The 23,400-nt window shown below is 67.3% G+C and carries 19 protein-coding genes and 1 other RNA gene; 13 read left to right on the top strand and 7 right to left on the bottom strand.

Annotated features, from left to right (window positions below; genetic code table 11):
* Positions 1-73: 73 nt before the first annotated feature.
* The 4 genes from lepB to dapF all read right to left on the bottom strand — a co-directional run bounded on the left by lepB (position 74) and on the right by dapF (position 3,710).
* Complete coding sequence (gene lepB, locus ACIGHN_RS04345; RefSeq protein ID WP_396503416.1) at positions 74-745, bottom strand: signal peptidase I; 672 nt, start codon at positions 743-745, stop codon at positions 74-76.
* A gap of 252 nt (positions 746-997) precedes the next feature.
* Positions 998-1,972 carry a tyrosine recombinase XerC gene (gene xerC / locus ACIGHN_RS04340; RefSeq protein ID WP_396503415.1) on the bottom strand — a complete coding sequence of 325 codons (975 nt, stop codon included), beginning with the start codon at positions 1,970-1,972 and terminating at the stop codon, positions 998-1,000.
* A 167-nt stretch (positions 1,973-2,139) separates the two neighbouring features.
* Complete coding sequence (locus ACIGHN_RS04335; RefSeq protein WP_396503414.1) at positions 2,140-2,832, bottom strand: DUF484 family protein; 693 nt, start codon at positions 2,830-2,832, stop codon at positions 2,140-2,142.
* Entirely contained in the window at positions 2,829-3,710 is an 882-nt protein-coding gene (gene dapF / locus ACIGHN_RS04330; RefSeq protein ID WP_396503413.1) for a diaminopimelate epimerase, read from the bottom strand. Before dapF ends, ACIGHN_RS04335 begins: the two co-directional genes overlap by 4 nt.
* Before the next feature lie 194 nt (positions 3,711-3,904).
* Between dapF and ACIGHN_RS04325 the strand changes: the two genes are divergently transcribed.
* The gene (locus ACIGHN_RS04325) at positions 3,905-4,615 is read left to right on the top strand and encodes a glutathione S-transferase N-terminal domain-containing protein (protein ID WP_056415026.1); all 711 of its coding nucleotides are present in this window, start codon (positions 3,905-3,907) and stop codon (positions 4,613-4,615) included.
* A 31-nt stretch (positions 4,616-4,646) separates the two neighbouring features.
* On the opposite strand, the gene ACIGHN_RS04320 is transcribed toward ACIGHN_RS04325, so the two are convergent.
* On the bottom strand, positions 4,647-5,531 hold the full coding sequence (locus ACIGHN_RS04320) for a LysR substrate-binding domain-containing protein (protein WP_396503412.1): 885 nt from the start codon (positions 5,529-5,531) through the stop codon (positions 4,647-4,649).
* Positions 5,532-5,668: 137 nt separating this feature from the next.
* On the opposite strand from ACIGHN_RS04320, the gene ACIGHN_RS04315 reads away from it, so the two are divergent.
* From ACIGHN_RS04315 to ACIGHN_RS04285, 7 genes are all read left to right on the top strand, one after another.
* Entirely contained in the window at positions 5,669-6,871 is a 1,203-nt protein-coding gene (locus ACIGHN_RS04315) for an MFS transporter (RefSeq protein ID WP_396503411.1), read from the top strand.
* Between the two features lie 1,330 nt (positions 6,872-8,201).
* Entirely contained in the window at positions 8,202-9,881 is a 1,680-nt protein-coding gene (locus ACIGHN_RS04310) for an MBL fold metallo-hydrolase (RefSeq protein WP_396503410.1), read from the top strand.
* A gap of 171 nt (positions 9,882-10,052) precedes the next feature.
* Positions 10,053-10,895 (top strand): rRNA pseudouridine synthase, encoded by an 843-nt coding sequence (locus ACIGHN_RS04305; RefSeq protein WP_396503409.1) that lies wholly within the window; start codon positions 10,053-10,055, stop codon positions 10,893-10,895.
* A gap of 326 nt (positions 10,896-11,221) precedes the next feature.
* Positions 11,222-12,490 carry a YjgN family protein gene (locus ACIGHN_RS04300; RefSeq protein WP_056417071.1) on the top strand — a complete coding sequence of 423 codons (1,269 nt, stop codon included), beginning with the start codon at positions 11,222-11,224 and terminating at the stop codon, positions 12,488-12,490.
* Positions 12,487-13,758, top strand: a complete 1,272-nt coding sequence (locus ACIGHN_RS04295) for a M48 family metallopeptidase (RefSeq protein WP_396503408.1) — start codon at positions 12,487-12,489, stop codon at positions 13,756-13,758. Before ACIGHN_RS04300 ends, ACIGHN_RS04295 begins: the two co-directional genes overlap by 4 nt.
* Positions 13,759-14,037: 279 nt before the next feature.
* Positions 14,038-14,514 carry a hypothetical protein gene (locus ACIGHN_RS04290; protein ID WP_396503407.1) on the top strand — a complete coding sequence of 159 codons (477 nt, stop codon included), beginning with the start codon at positions 14,038-14,040 and terminating at the stop codon, positions 14,512-14,514.
* Complete coding sequence (locus ACIGHN_RS04285; RefSeq protein WP_396503406.1) at positions 14,511-14,924, top strand: hypothetical protein; 414 nt, start codon at positions 14,511-14,513, stop codon at positions 14,922-14,924. Before ACIGHN_RS04290 ends, ACIGHN_RS04285 begins: the two co-directional genes overlap by 4 nt.
* 49 nt (positions 14,925-14,973) lie before the next feature.
* On the opposite strand, the gene rnpB is transcribed toward ACIGHN_RS04285, so the two are convergent.
* Positions 14,974-15,413, bottom strand: an RNA gene (rnpB, locus tag ACIGHN_RS04280) — RNase P RNA component class A.
* Between the two features lie 45 nt (positions 15,414-15,458).
* A complete protein-coding gene (rtcR, locus tag ACIGHN_RS04275; RefSeq protein ID WP_396503405.1) occupies positions 15,459-17,093 on the bottom strand; it encodes an RNA repair transcriptional activator RtcR in 1,635 nt (544 codons plus the stop codon).
* A 787-nt stretch (positions 17,094-17,880) separates the two neighbouring features.
* On the opposite strand from rtcR, the gene ACIGHN_RS04270 reads away from it, so the two are divergent.
* The 5 genes from ACIGHN_RS04270 (at position 17,881) to rtcA (ending at position 23,138) form a co-directional block, all read left to right on the top strand.
* A complete protein-coding gene (locus tag ACIGHN_RS04270) occupies positions 17,881-19,026 on the top strand; it encodes a slipin family protein (protein ID WP_396503404.1) in 1,146 nt (381 codons plus the stop codon).
* An 82-nt stretch (positions 19,027-19,108) separates the two neighbouring features.
* A complete protein-coding gene (locus tag ACIGHN_RS04265) occupies positions 19,109-19,792 on the top strand; it encodes a hypothetical protein (RefSeq protein WP_235504017.1) in 684 nt (227 codons plus the stop codon).
* 22 nt (positions 19,793-19,814) lie between these two features.
* Positions 19,815-21,035, top strand: a complete 1,221-nt coding sequence (locus ACIGHN_RS04260; protein ID WP_396503403.1) for an RtcB family protein — start codon at positions 19,815-19,817, stop codon at positions 21,033-21,035.
* Between the two features lie 199 nt (positions 21,036-21,234).
* Entirely contained in the window at positions 21,235-22,074 is an 840-nt protein-coding gene (locus tag ACIGHN_RS04255) for a nucleotidyltransferase domain-containing protein (RefSeq protein ID WP_396503402.1), read from the top strand.
* Complete coding sequence (gene rtcA / locus ACIGHN_RS04250; protein WP_396503401.1) at positions 22,071-23,138, top strand: RNA 3'-terminal phosphate cyclase; 1,068 nt, start codon at positions 22,071-22,073, stop codon at positions 23,136-23,138. Before ACIGHN_RS04255 ends, rtcA begins: the two co-directional genes overlap by 4 nt.
* Positions 23,139-23,400: the final 262 nt, after the last annotated feature.

Here is a 23,400-nt window from a genome sequence, read left to right as displayed (position 1 = left end):
ATGCGCCCCGCCGCCGGCCAGTGCTGCAGGGCGCTGACCGTTCCGCCCTGCACTTGCTGACGGCCCACCCGGGTCAGAGCGGGTGGCCGATGCGCCCGATGCGGGGCGCCCAGTTCTCCAGGATGTCGGCCGACACCAGCACCCGCCGCGCCTGGCCGATGAGCAGGTGCCGCGGCACGAAGCCGATGTAGCGGGAGTCCGCGCTGTTGTCCCGGTTGTCGCCCAGCACCAGGTACTGGCCCTCGGGCACCGTCACCGGCCCGAAGCTGCTGTGGGCCGTCACGCCCTGCAGCCACTGCACGCGCCGCTCGTGGCCGTCCAGGTGCTCCGTCCAGCGCGTGGCGGGCACTTCGGCGCCCAACTCGGCCAGGTGCTCCGTCACTGCCTCGGGCGCGTCGTAGCGCGCCGCCTGGCCGTTGAGGTACAGCACCTCGTCGCGCATCTCCACCGTGTCGCCCGGCAGCGCCGCAATGCGCTTGATGAGCCGCGTTCCGTCCAGCGGCGACGAAAACGTGACCACATCCCCCCGCGCCGGATCCCCCAGCCGCGCCACCACCACATCGGTCAACGGCACCTTCAGGTCATAGGCCAGCCGGTTGACGAACACCACATCCCCCTCCAGCAGCGTAGGCCGCATGGACCCCGAAGGAATCGGATTCCAGTCCGCCACCGCCGTGCGAAAAATGCCGAAGCACAGCAGCAACACGATGAACCCACGGTTCGATTTGACCCATTTCAGCAACATGGCACAACACTCCAAGGCGCCCTACAGCAAGCGCCCCCTGCTCGGATGCACGGCCTCACATCTTGGTTCCATGACCCCAGACAACGAGAACCACCCCGACCCACCGGCATGCCCGATCAGCGCCAGACACCGGCCCCGCAACCACCAACGCCCGCAGCGCGCGTCGCCCCCACCAGTGCACCCGTGGAGCTGGCTTTGCCAGGCCAGGGGGTGCGTCCCCCTCGGGGGAAGGCGCGCAGCGCCTCAGGGGCGCTACTTTTTTCTAGCGCGAGGATGCGCCGCGTCATACACCTTGGCCAGGTGCTGAAAATCCAGCCGCGTGTACACCTGCGTGGTGGTGATGTTGGCGTGCCCCAGCAGCTCCTGCACCGCGCGCAGGTCGCCGCTGCTTTGCAGCAAATGGCTGGCGAACGAGTGGCGCAGCATGTGCGGGTGCACCGGCGTGGTCAGCCCCGCCTGCTGGCTGCGCTGGCGCAGGCGCAGCCAGATCGACTGCGCCGTGAGCCGGGCGCCACGCTGGCCGACGAACAGCGCAGCGTCGAGCCGCGCGGCACCCTCGCCGCCAAACGGCGTGGCCCGCAGCTGCAGCCAGGCCTGCAACGCCTGGGTGGCGGCGCGGCCCACGGGCACGCTGCGGCGCTTGCTGCCCTTGCCGAACACATGGGCTTCGCCCGCCTGCAGGTCCACCCAGCCGCGGCCCAGGCGCTGGGTGTCGGGGCCGGGCACCGCGTCCAGCCCCGCCAGCTCGCCCACGCGCAGGCCGCAGCCGTACAGCAGCTCGACCATGGCCGCGTCGCGCGCCTCCAGCCACGGGTCGGCGCCAGTGTTGTCGAACTCGGCCAGGCGCACCGCGTCGTCCACGCCCAGCGCCTTGGGCAGGGGCTTCGGCGCCTTGGGCGCACGCACGTCCTGCACCGGGTTGTGATCGATCAGGCCCTGGCGCCCGGCCCAGATGAAGAACCCGCGCCAGCCCGACAAAATGAGCGCAATCCCCCGCCCGCTGCGCCCCGCGCTGTGCATCTGCGCCACGAAGCGGCGGATGTGCGCACTCGTCAGCTGCAGCAGCGGCAGATTCACCCCGTGCGCGAACTGCGCCAGCCGTGCAAGGTCCAGCGTGTACAGCGTGAGCGTGCGGTCCGCCAGCCGCTTCTCCACCCGCACATGCTCCAGATAGCGCAGCACCTGCGGGTCGGCGGGCAATGGCAAGGCAGCCGGAGCGTCGGACATGGTGGTAACGCCAAACAGAACGGCAGCAGCCTTGAAGCTCTAAACCACCCGCGCGAAGGCCGCAACCGGCGCGCCCCCACGCCAGCGCCACCGTGGAACCGGCTTCGCCGGGCCACGGGTGGCGTCCCCCCTTTGGGGGGAAGACGCGGAGCGGCTCAGGGGGGAGCTCATTTCAAGCGGATCAGGGCCGCACTGGCCAGCTCGGCCATGCGCGCCAGGAAGTCCGTGCCCATGGTCGCGTCAAAGCGGTGCGCATCGGGCGAGCCCAGCACCAGCAGGCCGAACGCCGGCGTGGCGCTGTCGATGGCCCCCGCGCGCAGCGGCAGCAGCGCGAGCGACTGGGCGGGTTCGCCCGGCTCCTGCGACAGCCAGCCGGCCGGCTCGAAGCCCAGGTTGGGACCGCAGAACGGCATGGTCAGCGACGAGGCGAACGCGCGCGCGTCCTCGCTCGCGCCCTGGGTGAAGTCGGCATCGATGTACGGGCCGGCCACGTCCCACACGCGCACCGCCGCCTGGGGCACGTCGAACAGCGTGCGCAAGCCGTCCACCACGGCCTGGGGCAGGTCGAACGGGTCCTTGACCTCCAGCAGCGCGCTGGTCCACTGGTGCACCTTGTGCGCGATGGTGGCGTTTTCGGTGCTGTTGCGCACCATCTCCATGATGCGCTGCTCCAGGCCCTTGATCTTCTCGCGCAGCATCTCAGCCTGGCGCTCCTGCAGGCTCACGGCACGGGCGCCGTGGGGGCTGGTGATCTGCACGCTGGCCAGTACCTCCGCGTGGCGCTCGAAGAAGCCCGGCGTGTTGGTGAGGAACTGGGCGATGTCGTCTTCGGTGATCGGTGGGATGTGGGACGTCGTCATAGGAGGGTGTCGGGAATGTCGATCTGGCCTTCGAACACCGTGGTGGCCGGGCCGGTCATGAAAACGGAATCGGCCGCCTGGCCGCTCCAGGCGATGGTGAGCGTCCCGCCGCGGGTCTCGACCTGCACTTCGGCGTCCAGCAGGCCCAGGCGGATGCCCGAGGCCACGGCCGCGCAGGCGCCGGTGCCGCAGGCCAGGGTCTCGCCCACGCCGCGCTCGAACACGCGCAGCCGCACATGGCTGCGGTCCACGACCTGCAGGTAGCCGGCGTTCACGCGCTGCGGAAAGCGCGCGTGGTGTTCGATGAGCGGGCCGGTCTGCGCGACGGGCGCCGTGTCCACGTTGTCCACCAGCTGCACGGCATGCGGGTTGCCCATGGAGGCCACCGCTACAAATATAGGAGCTGCTTGCGATTGCCCATCGAGCGACAGCGGCCATTTTTGCCCCGAACCCTGGTCCACGGGCGTGAGGCCGGCGGGGTCGAACGGCACCTTGGCCGGCTCGAACTCGGGGCGGCCCATGTCCACCGTCACGCGGCCGTCGGGCGTGAGGCGGGGGGCGATCACGCCGCTTTTGGTTTGCACGCGGATGGTGTCGCGGCCCGTCAGGCCCTTGTCGTGCACGAAGCGCGCAAAGCACCGGGCGCCGTTGCCGCACTGCTCGACCTCGCCGCCGTCGGCGTTGTGGATCACGTATTCGAAGTCAATGCCCTCGCCGGGCGATGGCCGCACGGTCAGGATCTGGTCGGCGCCCACACCGAAGTGGCGGTCCGCCAGAAAGCGGTACTGGGCGGTGGACAGGCCCAGGCGGCCCTGGGTCTCGTCGAGCACGACGAAATCGTTGCCCGCGCCCTGCATCTTGGTGAAGCGAATCTGCATCCCCGGGATTATCGTCGCAGGACCGGGTTGCCCGCCATGGCGCACCCCATCGCACGCACCGCAGCGCCGGGCTGCCGTGCGGCGCACCCAGGGCGCAAGCCCCTGGCGTGCACCGATTCGCACTCCGGTTTAGGCTTGCGCTTTTTTCCGGCCCGCGTGGCCGCTACCGCCACCACTTCGAAGGATCTTCCAGCATGGCCCAGCCCGATCTCTCCGCCTTCACCATCACCCGCAAATGGCCCGCGCAGCACCCGGAGCGCATTCAGCTGTACTCGCTGCCCACGCCCAACGGCGTGAAGGTGTCGATCGCGCTCGAAGAGCTGGGCCTGCCCTACGAGCCGCACCTGGTGAGCTTCGAGACCAACGACCAGACCTCGCCCGAGTTCCTGTCGCTCAACCCCAACAACAAGATCCCCGCCATCCTGGACCCGAACGGGCCGGACGGCCAGCCCCTGGCGCTGTTCGAGTCCGGCGCCATCCTGGTGTACCTGGCCAGCAAGACCGGCCATTTGATGCCAGAGGACACCGCGGGCCGCTACGAGACCCTGCAGTGGGTGATGTGGCAGATGGGCGGCCTGGGCCCCATGTTCGGCCAGCTCGGCTTCTTCCACAAATTCGCCGGCAAGGACTATGAAGACAAGCGCCCGCGCGACCGCTACGTGGCGGAATCGAAGCGCCTCTTGAAGGTGCTGGACGAGCGCCTCAAGGGCCGCCAGTGGGTGATGGGCGACACCTACACCATCGCCGACATCGCCATCCTGCCGTGGGTGCGCAACCTGGTGGGCTTCTACGGCGCGGGCGACCTGGTGGAGTTCGGCCAGTTCAAGGAGATCGAGCGCGTGCTGGCAGCGTTCGTGAAGCGCCCGGCCGTGGCCAAGGGCCTGAACATTCCGGCGCGCGGCTGAGCCCGGCCGGCGCAGTGCATGGGCTGCCGCGTCAGCCCATGCGCTCTTGCAGAAAGTCCAGAAAACACGCGATGCGCGCGGCCAGTTGCGTGTTGCGGTAGTACACCGCGTTGATGGGCTGGCGCACCTCCACCGTGTCGCGCGCCAGCACCTGCACCAGGCGGCCGCCGTCGCGGTCGCCTGCGGTCATGAAGTCCGACAGGCACACCAGCCCCTCATGCGCGAGCGCCAGCTGGCGCAGGGTTTCGCCGCTCGACGCGGTGAGGCGGGGCACGATGGGCCACTGGTCCCCGTGCGCGCCCCGCAGCGGCCAGCGGTTGAGCGATTCGGGCTGGTTGAAGCCCAGCAGCGTGTGCCCCGCCAAGTCCCCCACGCTCTTGGGCCTGCCCGCGCGCGCCAGGTACTCGGGGCTGGCCAGCACCCGCAGGCGCGTGGTGCACAGCGGGCGCGCGTGCAGGGTCGAGTCCTGCAGCTGGCCGATGCGGATCGCCACGTCGGTGCGCCGCTCCAGCAGGTCGATATAACCCTCGTCCGTGTCGAGCTCCAGCATGATCTGCGGGTAGGCGCTGCGAAACGCCGGCACCAGCGGCACGACGGCGTGCAGCATGAACGGCGTGGCCGCATTCACGCGCAGCCGCCCCGCGGGCTGCTGGCGGCGCGCGGCCATGTGCTCTTCGGCGTCTTCGATGGACGCGAGGATGGCGCGCGTTCGCTGCAGAAAGGCCTGGCCCTCCTCCGTGAGTTCGGTGCGGCGGGTGGTGCGGCGCAGCAGCGTGGTGTCGAGCTTTTTCTCCAGCCGTGCCAGCGCCCGGCTGATGCCCGAGACCGTCTGGTCCAGGCGGTCGGCGGCCGCGGTGATCGAGCCGCCGTCCACGACGGCGACAAAGGCCTGCAGCTCTTCGAGCGTGGTTTTCATGGAATGCGCCTCGGTTCAGACAACCCGCCATTATTGATTTGGCAGCAAGTATCTTCTGCCGATAACCGTCTTTTTCTGCAAAGGACAAGCACCCACACTCCAGGCATTGACCCATTGCCTACCAGGAGTGTTCTTCCATGCCCATTGCCTTGCTCGCGCTGACGCTCAGCGCATTCGCCATCGGCACGACCGAGTTCGTGATCGTCGGCCTGCTGCCCACCGTGGCAGCCGACCTGGCCATCAGCATCCCGTCTGCAGGCCTGCTGGTCAGCCTGTACGCCCTGGGCGTGGCGGTCGGCGCGCCCGTGCTCACCGCCCTCACCGGCCGCGTGCCGCGCAAGGCACTGCTGCTGTCGCTGATGGCTCTGTTCACCGCCGGCAACCTGCTGGCCTGGCAGGCCCCGAGCTACGAGACGCTGGTAGCCGCGCGCATCCTCACCGGCCTGGCGCACGGCGTGTTCTTCTCGATCGGCTCGACCATCGCCACCGGCCTCGTGCCGCGCGAGAAGGCCGCGAGCGCCATCGCCATCATGTTCACCGGCCTCACCGTGGCGCTGGTCACCGGCGTGCCGCTGGGCACCTTCATCGGCCAGCATTTTGGCTGGCGCGAAACCTTCCTGGCCGTGGCGGCGCTGGGCGTGGTGGCCTTCATCGGCAGCGCCTGGTTCGTGCCGCGCGGCATTGCGCACACACCCCCCGCATCGCTGCTGCAACAGGCCCGCGTGCTGGCCGAGCCGCGCCTGCTGCTGGTGTACGCCAAGACGGCCGTCGGCTACGGCGGCACCTTCATCCCCTTCACTTTTCTCGCGCCCATCCTCACGGACATCTCGGGCTTCAGCGCGGGCGCCGTGGGCTGGGTGATGCTGGTGTACGGCGTGTCGGTGGCGGTTGGCAACATCTGGGGCGGCCGCCTGGCCGACCGGCTGGGGCCCATCCCCGCGCTGCGCATCATCTTTGCGCTGCTGGCTGCGGTGTTGTTGTTGCTGCAGTTCACCGCGCCCTACCCCTGGCTGGCTTTGGTCACTGTGCTGTTGTGGGGTGCTGTGGCATTCGGCAATGTGCCGGGGTTGCAGGTTTATGTGGTCAAGCAGGCCGAGCGGTTCACACCCCAGGCGGTGGATGTGGCGTCGGGGCTGAACATTGCGGCGTTCAATCTGGGGATTGCGGGGGCGGCGTGGGGCGGAGGGTTGATCGTGACGCATCTGGGGTTGATGCATACGCCGTGGATTGGGGCGGTGGTGGTGTTGGTGTCGCTGGGGTTGACGCATTACAGCGGTGTGCTGGACAGGCGCAGTGGGATACCGGTGCGGGGTGGTGGGGCGGTGCCTGTGGGGCATTGAGTGAGGCTGGCTTCGAGTGCTTCCATCACTTTTTTTCTGGGCGGAGGCACTTCACTCACAGCCGTTCGGGTTGAGCCTATCGAAGCCAGGGCGCAGCGACCCACGTCCGTTCGGGTTGAGCCTGTCGAAACCAGGGCGCAGCGACCCACGTCCGTTCGGGTTGAGCTTGTCGAAACCAGGGCGCAGCGACCCACATCCGTTCGGGTTGAGCTTGTCGAAACCAGGGCGCAGCGACCCACATCCGTTCGGGTTGAGCTTGTCGAAACCAGGGCACATCGGTCCACGTCCGTTCGGGTTGAGCTTGTCGAAACCGGGGCGCTGCTCGCAGGCTCGCTGATGGGCAGCATGCCTTTGTTGAGTGCGGAGGCCGGGAGTCGCCCGGCGTGCGAGTAACTTTCTTTCGCGTCGCCGAAAGAAAGTCACCAAAGAAAGGGCGACCCTACAGCCTGCGTCCCCACTCGCCCTGCGGGCGAGTGGGGCAACCTGCGGTGCTCGGTCGTGGGGTGCGCTGCGGAACTCGCTGCGCGCTGCCGCGCTACGCTCAAACATCCGCAGCGAGTCAGTTCACGATGCGTGTGTCCTTCGGCACACGCTCACCCCACGCCCTGCGCTCCTCGGCGCATCCTGAAGGGATGGGGGAGAGAACATCCACACGGGCCATCGCTGCGCTCGGCCTGGCGGTCGCGGCGCGAAGCGCCTGCGCGGTCGGGGCCGAGCAACGCGATGGCCCGTGTGGCTGTTCGGATGTTGGCTGTTTGGCTGCCCACCCCCTGTGGCTGCGCCTGCGGCGGGGCGGTTGCGGGGTGAGCATGGGCGTCGGAGCGCCCATGCTTCGTGCTCTAGCTCGCCGTGGTTGTCTGAACGTAGCGCGCAGCGCGCAGTGAGTTCCACGGCGCACCCCGCAACCGCCCCGACGCAGGTCGCCCCTTCGCAACGCGAAGGGGTCGCAGACTTGGGGTCGCCCTTTCTTTGGTGACTTTCTTTCGGCGACGCGAAAGAAAGTTACCGCGCCGCCGGGCGCGCACCCCGGCTCCCGCCCTCAACACAGGCATGCTGCCGAATCAGCGAGCCCGCGAGCAGCACCCAGGTTTCGACACGCTCAACCCGAACGGATGGGGTTACGGAAGGGCAAGGTTTCGACAAGCTCAACCCGAACGGACAGCGATGACGGACAAACGCTTCGACAACCTCAGCCCGAACGGGCGAGGGTGCAACACCTTAGGTTTCAACAGGCCCAACCCTAACGCCAAGGGAACAAGAACCCACCCCTCACAACCCAGGCCCCAAACAGACACGAACACCCAACCCACTCCCCCTCGATAATCCCCCGATGCCCCGCACCACCCAACAACTGCACCCCCACCGCGAGCCCGTAGCCACCCGCCCCGCCGCCACCGTGCTGCTGCTGCGTGACGCCACAGGCAACAACAGCGGGCTCGAAGTCCTCATGACCCGCCGATCCGCCAGCGCCAGCTTCGCCCCCAGCGCATACGTCTTCCCCGGCGGCGGCATCGATGCACTGGACGCCGCCCCCACCACCCACGCCGCCGCAGACCGCCGCCCCACACAAAGCGACCTGCACCTCACCCAGGCCATCGCCGCCATCCGCGAGAGCTTTGAAGAACTGGGCGTCCTGCTGGCGCGCCACGCAGCCGACGGCCGCTGGGCCGATGCCGCCGACATCGCTGCCATCGACCGCCACCAGCCCTTCGCCCAGCAATGCAGCGCACGCGGCCTGCGGCTCGCGGCCGACAGCGTGTTCGTGCTGGCGCACTGGACGACCGACCGCGACCTGCCGCGCCGGTTCGACGTACCGTTTCTCGTGGCACGCATGCCTGAAGAAGGCCAGGAGCCGGTGGCCGACGAGGCCGAGCAGTTCGAGCCCGTGTGGGTGCGCCCGGCCGATGCGCTCGCGCGGCACGAGGCGGGGCAGTTCTTCATGATCTTTCCGACCGTGCGCACGCTGCAGCGGCTGGCGCAGTTCGGCACCACGCAGGCCGTGTTCGATGCGCTGGCCGACGAGCAGCCGCTGTGGACCAGCTGCCCGCGCGCCGGCACCCTGGCCGGCAAGGAAGCGCGCTACATGGAAAGCGACACGCCCTACGGCGAGCTGGCGCTGGTGTGCCCCGACGGGCAGATCGTCCACGCGCTCGACTGGCAGACCGCGCAGCCCGTGCCGCTGCTGCGCAACGTGCAACGCCTGACCGCGCCCAACCCCGGCGTGATGACCGGGCCCGGCACCAACAGCTACCTGGTGGGCGACCCGGCCACCGGGTTCATCGCCATCGACCCCGGCCCGGCAGACCCGGAGCACCTGGACACGCTCTGGCGCGCAGCGGGTGGCGACATCCGCATGATCGTGTGCACGCATTCGCACGCGGACCACTCGCCGGGCGCCGCGCCGCTGCAGGCGCTGTGCGTGCAGGCGGGCAAGGCGCCGCCGCCCATCCTGGGCCTGCCGTCCGCGCCCACGGCGCGCGCAGCCAGCGCCTTCACGCCCGACCGGGTGCTACAAAACAATGAGCTGCTGACGCTTGCAGGACAAGCGGCAGAGGGCCCTGTCACCCACACCCTGCAGGTGATCCACACGCCCGGCCATGCCGCCAACCACCTGTGCCTGCTGCTGGTGGAAGACGCCCTGCTGTTCAGCGGCGACCACATCCTGAACGGCAGCACCACGGTGGTGGACCCGCCGGACGGCAACATGGCCGACTACCTCGACTCGCTCGACCGGCTGGATGCGGTCTGCGCGCAGCACGGCGTGGAGTTCATCCTGCCCGCGCACGGCTATGTGCTGGGCCAGGCCCGCAGCGCCATCGCCAAGCTCAAGGCCCACCGCCTCGCACGCGAAGCCAAGGTGATGGCGGCCATGCAGGCGCTGCCAGAGGGCACCATGGAGGACTGGGTGCGCCACGCCTACGACGACGTGCCGCCGCGCATGTGGCCGGTGGCGCAGCGGTCGCTGCTGGCGCATGTGGAACGCATCCGGTCCCTTCAGCCTGGAGGTTAAGAAGCCCGCTGAGCGGCTGCGCCGCTTCCCCCCAGGGAGACGCCACCCGTGCCCTGGCAGAGCCAGTTCCACGGTGGCACTGGCGACAGGCCGCGCTCGTGGGGAGTGCACCGCCGACAATCACCCACCTACACCCTCGACCCGCGCACGGCGAATGTTCACCTTTGATGTATGACCGACAAGAACCCTGACCCCTCCCACATCCGCCTGGCCAAGCGCGTGGCCGACCAACTCAACTGCTCGCGCAGCACGGCGGAGCAGTTCATCGAGGGCGGCTTCGTGAGCGTGGACGGCCAGGTGGTGGAAGCGCCCGGCGCCCGCGTGCGCCCCGACCAGGCCGTGACGGTGGACCCCGATGCCAGCCTGCTGGAACTCACGCCGGTCACGCTGCTGCTGCACAAGCCCGCCGGATTTGAAGCGGGCCTGGGCCAGAGCGCGCCCGGCGGCGGCGGAGGCGGAGGCGGCGCCCACGGCACGCCATCAGGCAGTCATGGCAGCCACGGCAGTCACGGCAGCCGCAGCCAGGGAGCCACGCCCGCCACCACGCTGCTGGGCGTCGCGTCGCACCTGGCGGAAGACGCCTCGGGCATCCGCGTGCTGCAGCGGCACTTCCGGCAGCTCGAATGCTTCACCCCCCTGCCGACTGAGGCCAGCGGGCTCGTGGTCTACACCCAGGACAAGCGCATCGGGCGCAAGCTGGCCGAAGACATCGAGTCGCTGGAGCAGGAGTGCATCGTCGAGGTGAAAGGCGAGATCGCCCCGAACGGCCTGCAGCGCCTGTGCCACGGCCTCACCTTCAACGGCCGCCCGCTGCCGCCCATCAAGGTGAGCTGGCAGAGCGAGACAAAACTGCGGTTTGCGCTCAAGGGCATCCGGCCCGGGCAGATCCCGGCGATGTGCGAGGCCGTGGGCCTGTCGGTGGTGGCGATCAAGCGCATCCGCATCGGCCGGGTGCCGCTGGCCAAGGTGCCCGAGGGGCAGTGGCGGTATCTGCAACCCTGGGAGAAGTTCTAGCCCCCCTGAGCCGCTGCGCGGCTTCCCCCCGGAGGGGGACGCACCCGGTGGCTTGGCGAAGCCAGATCCACGGGAAGAACTGATGCCCCCCTGAGCGGCTGCGCCGCTTCCCGCCAAGGGGGACGCACCCCGTGGCCTGGCGAAGCCAGGTCCACGGGTGCGCTGGCGGGGGCGCGCCCTATGCGGACGGCGTGTGGTGGGCGACCAATGCTATTAAAAATATAGCTACTGGCGTTTGCCTATCAAGCGGTAGAGGCCATTTTTGTTTGAATTTCGCACCCATGCCTCGCTGCTACACTGCCTGCCACTCAGGAGGGAGTGAGTTCATGAACGAAAACAAGACCGGCGGCTCGGCGGGACCGATGTCGACCTTCATGCCGCAGAACATCGATGCGTACCCGCTCGAATTCACCGGGAGCGGTGGCGAGTATTTCAGGGTGTGGATCGTCAACGTGCTGCTGTCCATTGTCACACTGGGCATCTACACGCCCTGGGCGCGGCGGCGCACTGCGCAGTACTTCTACAGCCACACGCTGGTGGCGGGCAGCCCGCTCGAATTCACCGCGCAGCAGCGCAAGATGGTGATGGGCTTTGTGCTGCTGACGCTGATCACCATCGCCTACAACATCGCCGCCAACACCGGCCAGGATACCGCCGTGGGCGTGTTCTTGCTGACGGGCGCGCTGCTCTCGCCGCTGATCTGGGGCAGCGCCATGCGCTTTCGCCTGGGTGCCACGCGCTGGCGCGGTTTGCGCCTGCAGTTCACCGCCAGCTGGAAAGAGGTCTACATCGCCAGCTGGCCGATGTTTGCGCTGGCCCTGGTGTGGTTCGCCGTGTTCTTCGGCATGCAGATGCTGTCGCCCGAACTGGCCCAGGCCATGGAGGCGGTGGAAGAAGCCGAAGAAGGCGTCAAGCGGGCGCTGCCCAGCTTCACCCCCGCCATGGGCGGCCTGCTGGCGCTGGGCCTGGTGCTGACGGTGCTGTGCTTCATCCGGCTGGAATACAACTACAAGAGCCTGCTGGTGCTGCGCGCCCAGGTGGGCGCCGAACGCGGCCGCTGGAAGCCGGTGTACATGGACTTCGTGAAGGTGTGGCTGGCCACGGTGGCCGTGTTCATCCTGTGCGTGGTGGTCATCGCCACGCTGATCGCGGTGCTGGCGGGCAGCTCCATCGCGCTGCTGGTGGCAACCTCGGACAAGCTGGGCTTCTGGCTGTTCGTGATCATCTTCGCCTCCATCATCGGCGGCATGCTGCTGCTGTTCCTCGCGTCGGCCCCGGCCCGCGCGTACCGCGAGGCCCGCATGTTCCAGCTGCTGTGGAACAACACGGGCGTGAGCCATGTGGCCCGCTTCAAGTGCCACCTCAAAAGCGGCGGCTACGTGGGCCTGCGCATCAAGAACATGTTCCTGACATTGTTCACGCTGGGCCTGTACCGCCCGTTTGCCCGCGTGAGCGAATACCGCATGAAGCTCGAATCGGTGACCCTGCACGTCAAGGGCGGCGTGGAGCAGGTGGCCGGCACCATGGTGCGCCAGCAGCAGGGCGGCCTGGGCGATGCGCTGGCCGACGCGGCCGGCCTGGACCTCATCGGATGAGTGACCCCACCACGACCCCGGCCCGCCTGCTGCAGGGACGCTGGTTCGACGGGCTGAGCAGCAAGGCCCGGCCCGTGATGGTGAGCCTGCAGCCCACGCCCCGCGGGCCGTCGCTGGTGCTGCACCCGCTTTCGCAGCCCGGTGCCGAGCCTGTGGTCTTTGCCTGGAAGGACGTGGGCTGGCCCGAGGCCTGGAACGAGCACAAGCCCCAGCCCCGCGTGGTGGTGGACCTGCGCGACCAGGGCAGCCTCGAGATCGACGCCGTGGCCGACTGGCGCGCCGCGCTGGCCGCCGCCGGCGAGCGCCCCGGCATCGCCCAGCGCATGCAGACGCGCTGGCCCGTGCTGCTGGGCGTGACGGTGGCGGCGGCCATCGGCCTCACGCTGTTCTACCGCTACGGCACGCCCTGGGCCGCCACGCAGCTCACCCGCTTCGTGCCGGTGGGCTGGGAAACCAGCGTGGCCGAGAACGTGCTCAGGCAGATGGACGACGGCACCCTCAAGCCCAGCAAGCTTCCGCGGGAACGGCAAGACCAGCTCAAGGCGCGGTTCGACGCGCTGGTGCAGCAGACGCCGAAGACCTTGCACCGGTACCCCGACTACCGCCCGCCCCTGTCGCTGGAGTTCCGCGCGGGCATGGGCGCCAATGCGTTCGCGCTGCCCGGCGGCAAGATCGTGATGACCGACGGCATCGTCAAGGCCGCGGCCGAGAAGGGCCTGCCCGACGACGCCCTGGTGGGCGTGCTGGCGCACGAGATCGGCCACGTCGTGCACCGCCACACCACCCGCATGGTGGTCGAACAAGGCGTGCTCAACATGGGCTTGGGCCTGGCGCTGGGCGACGTGTCGGGCATCGTGTCCACCGGCGCATCGGTGCTCACCGGCCTGGCCTACAGCCGCAGCCACGAGCGCGAAGCCGACTGCTACGCCATTGCCCTCATGCGCCACACCGCCCTGCCCACTGCGCCCATGGGCAAGCTGCTGCTGGCCATTGCGCGGGACGAAGAGGAAGAAGAAGAAGAAAAAAAGAGCAAGAAGCCAAAAGCCCAGGAAAAAGGCAGCGCCGCGACCACCCCAGGCCAGGGTGCAGATACCGCGGCATCGGCTCCTGCACCATCGGGCAGCGCCCCCGCACCCAGCTCCAAGGGCCAGGCCCGCGCAGAGCTGGAGGCCCACCCCGTGTGGTCGCTGCTGAGCAGCCACCCGGACACCGTGCGCCGGGCCACCGAGCTGGAACAAGGCCACGCACCGCACTGCGGCAAGGACTGACACGGCGTTGCTGGACGCAACAGCTGGATGAACTGACGATGCGGTTTGGATGGCATTCCGATGCCGCAACCCGCCATGGAGGCAGCACAAACCACTGAATTTGTTACCCAAACAAACACAAGGTAACAGCCATTGGCGTCTGCATACAGAGAATGGCCGGGTTCGCAGCCGCCTGCCTTGCATGGACGAGGTAGATTCCTCGCAGACGCAGGGATTGGAACCCAGGCGGTGTATTGCCCTGCTGACCGGCAGGGCTCACCCATCCCCTCTCCACCACCCATGAGCACGACACTCACCGCACTCAATGCCTTCGTCGGCAAGCCGATCTCCGACATCTGCTCCAACAAATTCGACGCCTCCACGCAAAATCATTGCGCACATTTTGTAAGCCACGCACTGGGAATCAAACTGGGCATGCTGTGCGGCGACATGAAGTTCGCCACCAAAAAGACCGGTGGGTCCATCCGCTGCGACGAGCTCTACAACCGGCTGGCCCTCAAGGGCAAATGGGAAGACAAGCCCGCGATCACCGACGGGCTCTTGATCTTTGTCCTGTCCGCATCCAACGTGGTGAACAACGTGATGGGGCCCGTGCCGCAAAAGCACGTCGGCATCCACTACGGCGGCAAGGTGTTCAACTTCTCCAACAGCCAGCACAAGGTCGTGGTCGACAACTCTGTGGAGGCGTTCCACAGCAAGTTCAAGAACAGCTACGCCGGCGCCGATATTTCCCTGTACTACGGGGTGGCACCGTGAAACGCGGTGTGCGCCTGCTGTGCGCAGCAGCCATCGGGCTCGGCTGCACCTTGGCAGCGCCCGCGTTCGCGGCCGGTGCATCAGCCGCTGCCGCCGCGGACCCGGTCGCCACGCAAAAGGCCTTGAGCGCCTTGCTTGCCGCTGCCAACGACACCATTCCCAAAGCGTCCTCGTGCCACGGCGATTTTGGCCAGGCTGGAAAAGCCAAGGTCAAGGATCTGCTGGCCATGCGCATGGCGTACCTGTATGCAGGCACGAATGTGATCGAGGGGAGTTGCAGCAAGGCGGCGCAATGTACGGTGACCATTCGCCACGCGGCGGGTGAGGATGTGGCCTCTGCGGCCATCTCGTTCGCCGTCGGTGCAGGCAAGGCCCGGGCGTCGTCGCTGCAGTGCGTGATCACCCCGTGATGATGCTGCGGCTGTCGCTGCTGCCGGTGTGCCGGGTCGTCGGAATAAAGTGTGAAGCACGCCGATAAGCCGGATTCTGTGCACCACGGTTGCCCGCAGTGTGACCGCCATTAATCTGGGCCGGGTGTCGCCACCACGGCTCGGTGCTACCTACCCGCCAGCTCTGCGGAACCACATCAACGCTGGCCTACTTGGTATTGCTGCGCGTAGAGATTGCCCGTTTCACCCCGAGCGGGCTTGCCCGCTCGGGGTGGCTGCTCGGACCCGGCTTTCGCCGGGTTCGGACAGCTCTCGCTGTCCTCTCGCCAGCTTGCGCTGGCGCCTCACAGAACACTCCGCGGCAGGTAGTTTCCACCCGGACTCGTCTCTGTTGCTCTGATCCTCACCTCACGGTGGGCAGCCGTTAGCTGCTACGCTGTCCTGTGCAGTCCGGACGTTCCTCCAGTGCCTGGTTTCCCAGATTGCACCAGCGGCGGTCTGGCGTGCTTCACGGGCTGGATTATCCCACCTCCCGTGTGGCGCAACGCGCAGCCTTTATCCAGTGCGGCTGACACGCTCCCAATCCAGCCCAAACCGCGCCAGAAACTTGCGCAGCCGGTCCGCATCGTTGACCACGGTGCGCTGCGTGCGCGACGCGTTGAAGAGTTGCCGTCCCGCATCCGACAGGGTGCGCGACTGCCGGCACACCTGCAGCACCGCGGCCAGTTGCAACTGGTCGAACAGGTCCAGCGCAGCCACCGCCTCCTCGCCCAGCAGTTCCACCAGGTCGTCGCGGCCGACGGTGCCAGCGCCTGCATGGGCCATGCCATCGCGCGCATCCCGGGCGGCCTGCCACAGCCAGCGCAGGCGGGCGATCTCGGCCTCGACCAGGGGCAGGCCGATGCGGCCGCTGTCGGCCAGCGTGGCCAGGCGCGTGGCGCTGGCCGACAGGTCGCGGAAGTTGCCGCTCCACAGCGCGTCGCTTGACTGCGCAAAGCGCAGGTAGGCCGCGCGCGCCTCGGCCGACAGGCGCACCATGCGGCCCAGCTCGGCCCCGGTGCGCGCGAGCAGGTGGTCCAGGTTGGGCTCGATATCTTCGGGCCGCTGGGCCAGGCCCGGTAGCTGGTAGCTCCAGAGGTTGATGCGCGCGTACAGGTCTTCGCGAAATCGCCCCGCCGCGACCTCGGTGCGCAGGTCGCGGTTGGTGCCTGCAATCAGCTCAAAGTCGCTGCTCACCTCGCGGTCGCTGCCCATGGGGTAGAAGCGCTTTTCCTCCACGGCCTTGAGCAGCATGGCCTGCTCGTCCAGCCCCAACTCGCCGATCTCGTCGAGAAAAAGCACGCCCTTGTGCGCCGTGCGCAGCAGGCCCGCGCGGTCGGCCGCGGCGCCCGTGAAGGCGCCCTTCTTGTGGCCGAACAGCGTGGAGGCAGCGCCGTCGCCATGCAGGGTGGCGCAGTTCACTTCGACGAATTCGCCCTCCACCTGGTGGCGGGCCTTCTTGAGCTCGAACATGCGCCGCGCCAGGTGCGACTTGCCCGCCCCCGTGGGCCCTGTGAACAGGATGGGTGCGCGCGAGCGCACCGCCACGCGCTCGACCTCTTCGATCAATGCGTTGAAGCGCGCATTGCGCGTGGCGATGCCACTCTTGAGGAAGTCGAGCGCATCGCGCTGCTCGGCGCCGAAGCGATGCGCGATCACGTCGTAGCGCGACAGGTCCAAGTCGATCAGCGCGTAGCTGCCCGGGTCGCCCATCTGCTGGCGCTTTGGCGGTGATGTCTGCGCCAGCACACCGGGGATGCGGCGCGACTCCACCAGCAGGAACAGGCAGATCTGCGCGACGTGCGTGCCGGTGGTGATGTGCGTCCAGTACGCCTCGCGCTCGGTGTCGAAGCGGTAGCCCTGCGTCCAGTCGAACAGCGTGGCGTAGACCTCGCCGAAGTCCCACGGGTCGGCGATGTCGAGCTTCACGAGGTGGACGGTGGTCTCAGGCGACGCAGTGTGGATGTCCGTGCGCACCTGGTGGGCCAGTTCATGGTGAGGAGGGGTGTAGAGCAGCTCCATCCGCTTGACGACCACATCCTCGTGCTGGGCCAGCGACACCGTGGGGCGCCACTTCTCCCAGCGGCCTGCCCCCTTGCCTGCGTCCAGCTGAGTGCCCAGGAAGCCGATGACCACTTTTTCTTTGTGCATCATGTTTAGCTAATTGACTAGCTTTAATTCTATCTTCTGACCGAATTGATGGTGACAAAGAATTTTCTTCATGTCAGAAAGTTCATATGAATCAATGACTTGCGATTTTTCACCCGTAATTTCACAAGCTGGCACGCATCTGGCAATAGATAAGTACCAGCCGCAAACGCAGACCGCTCACAGGCCAGGGTTAGGACACAAGTTCGCCCTGCCGGTGCCGAGGTTCCAGGGGCCCTCAAGGCCCTCGTCGACCCCCTGCATGCCGCACTTCGCCAGCGTCTGGTCACGGCACGGTCGTGGAGACCACTCCGAAAGGACGTGTCTGGTTCGACTCCAGGCGTGCCACCACTGGTAGCTCAGAGGAAGAGCAACCCGCAAGGGTCTGTCACAGGTTCGACTCCTGTCCATTCTTCCGGCCGCAAGGCCGGAGCTTTGAAGAAACGGTCGAAAGACCACCCGCCGGACGCGGGGCGCAGGCAAAGGCTGCTGCACGGCAGCCCCCGCAGGCACTCCGTCAGCCGGCGGCGGTTTGCACCAGACCCCGGTGCAGCCCGCGCCCGCAGCCAGCCACGCTGCCGCCCTGCTTGCAGGGCAGCAACCACGGCGCACTGCAAGGCCCGCGGCTGCACTGCCTGGAGCCCCGCCGCCGCTGTAACGGCGCCCTATCGGGATTGGGGTCGTGTTGCCTGCGCTGTGCGGCAGCCGACATGACAACGACGACGAAGAAGAGAAGACGAACGAACGAACGAGGACTCCGCAACGCGGACCGCCACAAGGAGAAAAAGAAATGCTGAACAACAAGATCCAACGCATCACCGTCAAGAAGAACGAACGCGCCCTGCTGCTGCGCAATGGCGATTTCGACCGCGTGCTGCAGAGCGGTACGCACTGGCTGTTTGCCGGCCTGGACACGCTGCGCGTGGAAACCTTCGCCCTGGAGCAACCCGCGTTCACGCACGGCCTGGCCGACTACCTGATGGCGCAGGAGCCTGCCGTGGTGGCCGAGCACTTCGTGCAGGTGAACCTGTCGGAGCGCGAAGCGGGCCTGCGCAGCGAGAACGGCGTGCTGGTCGAAATCCTGCCGCCCGGCACGCGCCGCCTGTACTGGAAGGGCCTGGTGGACGTGGCCGTGCAGGTGGTGAACCTGCACAACGGTGCCGAGCTGCCCGCCGACCTGGTCGCCCGCCTGACGCAGACGCCACTGCGCCAACGGGCAGTGACCGGCCTGAACGGCGTGCTGCAGGTGCAGGTGCCCGAAGGCCAGTGCGCGCTGCTGACGCTGGACGGCAAGGTCGAGCGCCTGCTGACCGCCGGTGCCTACGCGTTCTGGAAGTATGGCCGCACCATCGCCGTGGAACTGGTGGATTTGCGCCTGCAGGCCGTGGAGGTCTCGGGCCAGGACATCATGACCCGCGACAAGGTGAGCCTGCGCCTGAACCTGTCGGCCACCTACCGCATCACGGATGTGCTGCAAGCCTTTGCCCAGCTGCAAAAGCCTGCCGACTACCTGTACCGCGAGCTGCAGTTTGCGCTGCGCGCCGCCGTGGGCACCCGCACGCTCGACGAGCTGCTGGAGAACAAGACGGTGATCGACGAGGTGGTGACCGCGCACCTGGCCACCAAGCTGCAGCCCTACGGCATGCAACTGGAGAGCGTGGGTGTGAAGGACATCGTGCTGCCCGGCGAGATGAAAGCCATCCTGACCCAGGTGGTGCAGGCGGAAAAGCAGGCCCAGGCCAACGTGATCCGCCGCCGCGAGGAAACCGCTGCCACGCGGTCGCTGCTCAACACCGCCAAGGTGATGGAGGACAACCCCGTCGCCCTGCGCATGAAGGAGCTGGAGACGCTGGAGCGGGTGGCCGAGCGGATCGACAAGATCTCGGTGTTTGGCGGCCTGGACCAGGTGCTGAATGGCCTCGTGAAGATGCGTTGATTCTCATGAAGAAAGAGAAATCGAGATGAAAGCAAAGAAACTGACCGCACGTGAAAGGCGCACGAACCGTAAGGAGACGCCCGTGAGTTGCGAGTCGATCAACCTGGATCCAGCGGTCTACAGCGCGGCATTGCGCTACCTTTTCGACCGCCCCGTGCCCGACAAGAGCGGGCAGGAGTGGTACTGGCTGATCGACGAGCCGGAGTTCGACGCCACGCCGCTGCAATGGACACACATCCAGACCGTGCTGTTCGCCAATGCGGGCACCGACCTGGCGCCCTACAGCGACGAGCACGTGGGTATGGGCCTGAACCATGTGATGAGCAACAACGCGGGCGACATCCCGCACATGGTGAACGACCCGTCCGTGCCCCTGGCCGACGCTATGCGCATGATGCGGGCCCTGCCCACCTTGTGGCGCGACTGCCTCGGCCCGCGCCTGGACACCGGGCCGAGCCCCATCGGGAGCCGAAGCGACCGCCTGTACTTCGTGAGCTACATGTGGTTTGACGTGTGGCCCACGTTCTGGAACGCCAAGGACATCCCTGAATGGCGCGACGCGATGTGGCAGGTGTTCTGCGAGATGCTGGCGATGCCTTACCGGGCTGCCCAGGAATCGGCATTGCACGGGATCGGTCACGAGGGTGTGCGCCTGAAGCGCCCCCAGGAATTGCAGGCGCACATGGACGCATTCATACGGCAAGTGAAGAACGACGACGAACTGAAGAACTACGCCCAGGCCGCAGCGCGCGGAATGGTTCAATGAACGACAAAGACGAAAGAACGAAATGAGCAACTACGAACAACTCGAAGTACCCAATGGCGTCCCCGTGAAGATGTGGACGAACGGCGTGCCCGTGGAAGAAGAAGCCAAGAACCAGCTGCGCAACATCGCCCGCCTGCCCATCGTGTTCAAGCACGTGGCGGTGATGCCCGACGTGCACCTGGGGATCGGCGCCACCATCGGCTCGGTCGTGCCGACGCTCAAAGCCATCATCCCCGCCGCCGTGGGTGTGGACCTGGGTTGCGGAATGATGGCGTGCAAGACCACGCTGACCGCCAGCGACCTGCCCGACAACCTGTCCGGCGTGCGTGCCGCCATCGAGCGCGCCGTGCCGGTAGGGATGACGCCCAAGCACTTCGGCCGCGATAAAGGAAGCTGGGATACCCCGCCTGCCGAAACCGACCGCGCCTGGTCGGCGCTGGTGGACGAGTTCAAGGAAATCTGCGAAGCGCACCCGCGCATTGAGAAGACCAACAACTACAAGCACCTGGGAACGCTCGGAACGGGTAACCACTTCATCGAGATCTGCCTGGACGAACACCAGTCCGTGTGGGTGATGCTGCACTCCGGTTCGCGCGGTGTGGGGAACGCCATCGGCACCCACTTCATCGAGCTGGCCAAGAAGGACGCCGAGATGAACCAGCGCAATCTGCCCGACAAAGACCTGGCGTACTTCGAGGAAGGCGCGCAGTACTTCGGCGACTACGTGAAGGCCGTGGGGTGGGCGCAGAAGTTCGCCGCCGCCAACCGCGAGGTGATGATGGGCCGCGTGATCGCCGCGCTGCGAAAAGTGATCACCAAGCCGTTCGAGACGCACGTGGAAGCGGTGAACTGCCACCACAACTACGTGCAGCGCGAAACGCACTTCGGGCAGGACGTGTTCGTGACCCGCAAGGGCGCGGTGAGTGCCGAGCAAGGCAAGCTGGGGATCATCCCGGGGAGCATGGGGGCCAAGAGCTTCATCGTGCGCGGAAAAGGCAACCCCGAGAGCTTCAACAGCTGCAGCCACGGCGCGGGCCGCACCATGAGCCGTACCAAGGCCAAGAAGATGTACACGGTCGAAGACCAGATCAAAGCGACCGAAGGCGTGGAATGCCGCAAGGACGCCGACGTGATCGACGAGATCCCGATGGCGTACAAGAACATCGACGCGGTGATGGCAGCGCAGGAAGACCTGGTGGAGGTGGTGTATACGCTCAAGCAGGTGGTGTGCGTGAAGGGGTAGCCCCCTGAGCCGCTTCGCGGCTTCCCTCCAGGGGGACGACGCCCTCGCTGCGGGGCGGCCCTTGCTTGGCATCTCTCGCCCGGGCCGCGCCAGTTGCGCAGGATTGCAGAAATTACTACATTTTTTATAGCTGCTAACGCTTATCCATCCAGCGCTCCAGCCATTTTTTATGCATACGCAAGAAGAACAACAAACAGAAATGCTCCGTTCCGCCCACCCGGTGGAGCCGCACATGCGCGCGCAAGTCATGCAGGAACTGCAGCGCATCGAAGCCACGCACGACGTGACCATCCTCTTCGCCTGCGAGTCCGGCAGCCGCGGCTGGGGCTTTGCATCGCCCGACAGCGACTACGACGTGCGCTTCATCTACGTGCACCGGCTGCCCTGGTACCTCACAGTGGCACCCGGCCGCGATGTGATCGAGGTGCCGATCAGTGGCGACCTGGACATCAACGGCTGGGACCTGCGCAAGGCGCTGGGGCTGCTGCGCGAGTCCAACCCCACGCTGCTGGAGTGGCTGCGCTCGCCCATCGTCTACCGCGAAGAGGCGGCCACCATGGCGCCGTTCCGCGCGCTGGCAGAGAACGTCTTCTCCAACGCCAAGGGATGGCACCACTACAGCTCCATGGCCAAGAAGAACTTTCGCGAGCATCTGCAGGCCGACGAGGTGCGCTACAAAAAGTACCTGTACGTGCTGCGCCCGCTGCTGGCTGCGCGCTGGATCCGCACACGCCCCGGCGTGCCGCCCATGCGCTTTGCCGAGCTGGCCCAGCACACGCTGGACCCGGTGGCCGACGCCGCGCTGGTCGCGGAGATCAACGCCCTGCTGGAGGTGAAAATGCGCGCCGGCGAGGCCGCCACCAGCCCGCGCTGGCCCGGCATCCACGCGTTCATCGAGGCCGAGCTGGCACGCAACGCGGCCGAGCCTGTGCAGCCGCTGCCCGTGCCGGGGCATGCTGCGCTGGATGTGCTGCTGCATGACACGGTGCTGCGGTACAGCCACCGCGCCGGGGGTGTGGCAGCGGAGGTGTCGCCATGACGGAGCTCGCTCTATCGCCCCTCACCCTCGACGGCTCCACCGGCGAGGGCGGCGGCCAGATCCTGCGCACCGGCTTGGCGCTTTCCATGGTCACCGGCCGGCCGCTGCACATCACGCGCATCCGGGCGGGGCGGCCCAAGCCGGGTCTGATGCGCCAGCACCTGGCCTGCGTGCAGGCTGCGGTGGCCGTGAGCGGCGGGCAGGCGGACGGCGCCGAGCTGGGCTCGCAGACGCTGCTGTTCACACCCGGCGCGGTGCAGGCGGGCGACTACCGGTTTCAGATCGCGACGGCGGGCAGTTGCCTGCTGGTGCTGCAGACGGTGCTGCCCGCCCTGATGCTGGCCAATGGCGAAAGCCGTGTGCAGCTATCAGGCGGCACGCACAACCCGATGGCGCCGCCGTTCGACTTTCTGGAGCGGTCGTTTGCACCCCTGGTGCGGCGCCTGGGAGTGGGGCTGGACCTGCAATTGCAGCGGCGCGGCTTCTACCCCGCCGGGGGCGGCGAGCTGGTGGCGCACATCACGCCGTCGGCACAGCCGCTGACACCGGTGGACGTGGTGGAGCGCGGGGCGCTGCTCAACGCTTATGGCGAAGCGCTGGTGCCGGGCCTGGCGCGCAACATTGCGCACCGCGAACTGGAGGCCCTGGGCCAACGCATGGGCTGGACGTTCGAAGCGGGGCAGCTGCGCAACCCGCCCACGCGGCAAAACGAAGGGCCGGGCAATGCGCTCATCGCCACGCTGGAATACGAGCACGTGACCGAGGTGTTCTGCCAGCTGGGCGAGCGCAGCCTGTCGGCCGAGCAGGTGGCCAAGCGGCTGGCGGACGAGGTGCGTACATACCAGCGTAGCCAGGGCGCGCTGGGGCCGCACCTGGCGGACCAGTGGATGCTGCCGCTGGCGCTGGCCGTGTGGCGCAGCGGGCGGGCCGCGCGCTACACCTGCACCGAGGTCACGCAGCACACGGCCACCAATGCGCAGACGATTGCGCTGGGCCTGCCGGTGCGGGTGGAGATCACGCCGGTGGATCGGGCGATGCGGGTGGAGATCAGCCCGCTGCGGTGAGCGCAGCTGGAATGACGAAAAGGCGGGAAGGCGGGAAGTGGCACCTCGGATATATCCATATCACCGGGGCTATCGAACAACTGGTTCAGAATGCGCGGGACACCGCAATGCCGGTCGGTGACCCGTCCATCCCGATCTGTCGAAAGGCCAGCCACGCCATCGTGCCCTGACTCCGACAGGCTCAGTCTCAACGGATGGTTGTTTATCTGGCCCCTCACCGGCTGGCATTGGGGCACCCCGTCACCCCTACCCATTGAATCGA

This window comes from Acidovorax sp. NPDC077693, from assembly GCF_044542805.1.
GTDB lineage: Bacteria > Pseudomonadota > Gammaproteobacteria > Burkholderiales > Burkholderiaceae_C > Acidovorax.
This window is presented reverse-complemented; position numbering and strand designations above follow the sequence as displayed.

What these genes read in the sequence shown, in the direction of transcription:
- xerC (WP_396503415.1), bottom strand. Translation starts at nt 1,972, where the DNA reads ATGTCCGACGCTCCGGCTGCCTTGCCATTGCCCGCCGACCCGCAGGTG.
- rtcR (WP_396503405.1), bottom strand. Translation starts at nt 17,093, where the DNA reads ATGCACAAAGAAAAAGTGGTCATCGGCTTCCTGGGCACTCAGCTGGAC.
- ACIGHN_RS04310 (WP_396503410.1), top strand. Translation starts at nt 8,202, where the DNA reads ATGCCCCGCACCACCCAACAACTGCACCCCCACCGCGAGCCCGTAGCC.
- ACIGHN_RS04305 (WP_396503409.1), top strand. Translation starts at nt 10,053, where the DNA reads ATGACCGACAAGAACCCTGACCCCTCCCACATCCGCCTGGCCAAGCGC.
- ACIGHN_RS04255 (WP_396503402.1), top strand. Translation starts at nt 21,235, where the DNA reads ATGCTCCGTTCCGCCCACCCGGTGGAGCCGCACATGCGCGCGCAAGTC.
- lepB (WP_396503416.1), bottom strand. Translation starts at nt 745, where the DNA reads ATGTTGCTGAAATGGGTCAAATCGAACCGTGGGTTCATCGTGTTGCTG.
- rtcA (WP_396503401.1), top strand. Translation starts at nt 22,071, where the DNA reads ATGACGGAGCTCGCTCTATCGCCCCTCACCCTCGACGGCTCCACCGGC.
- ACIGHN_RS04300 (WP_056417071.1), top strand. Translation starts at nt 11,222, where the DNA reads ATGAACGAAAACAAGACCGGCGGCTCGGCGGGACCGATGTCGACCTTC.
- ACIGHN_RS04290 (WP_396503407.1), top strand. Translation starts at nt 14,038, where the DNA reads ATGAGCACGACACTCACCGCACTCAATGCCTTCGTCGGCAAGCCGATC.
- ACIGHN_RS04325 (WP_056415026.1), top strand. Translation starts at nt 3,905, where the DNA reads ATGGCCCAGCCCGATCTCTCCGCCTTCACCATCACCCGCAAATGGCCC.
- ACIGHN_RS04335 (WP_396503414.1), bottom strand. Translation starts at nt 2,832, where the DNA reads ATGACGACGTCCCACATCCCACCGATCACCGAAGACGACATCGCCCAG.
- ACIGHN_RS04320 (WP_396503412.1), bottom strand. Translation starts at nt 5,531, where the DNA reads ATGAAAACCACGCTCGAAGAGCTGCAGGCCTTTGTCGCCGTCGTGGAC.
- dapF (WP_396503413.1), bottom strand. Translation starts at nt 3,710, where the DNA reads ATGCAGATTCGCTTCACCAAGATGCAGGGCGCGGGCAACGATTTCGTC.
- ACIGHN_RS04295 (WP_396503408.1), top strand. Translation starts at nt 12,487, where the DNA reads ATGAGTGACCCCACCACGACCCCGGCCCGCCTGCTGCAGGGACGCTGG.
- ACIGHN_RS04270 (WP_396503404.1), top strand. Translation starts at nt 17,881, where the DNA reads ATGCTGAACAACAAGATCCAACGCATCACCGTCAAGAAGAACGAACGC.
- ACIGHN_RS04260 (WP_396503403.1), top strand. Translation starts at nt 19,815, where the DNA reads ATGAGCAACTACGAACAACTCGAAGTACCCAATGGCGTCCCCGTGAAG.
- ACIGHN_RS04315 (WP_396503411.1), top strand. Translation starts at nt 5,669, where the DNA reads ATGCCCATTGCCTTGCTCGCGCTGACGCTCAGCGCATTCGCCATCGGC.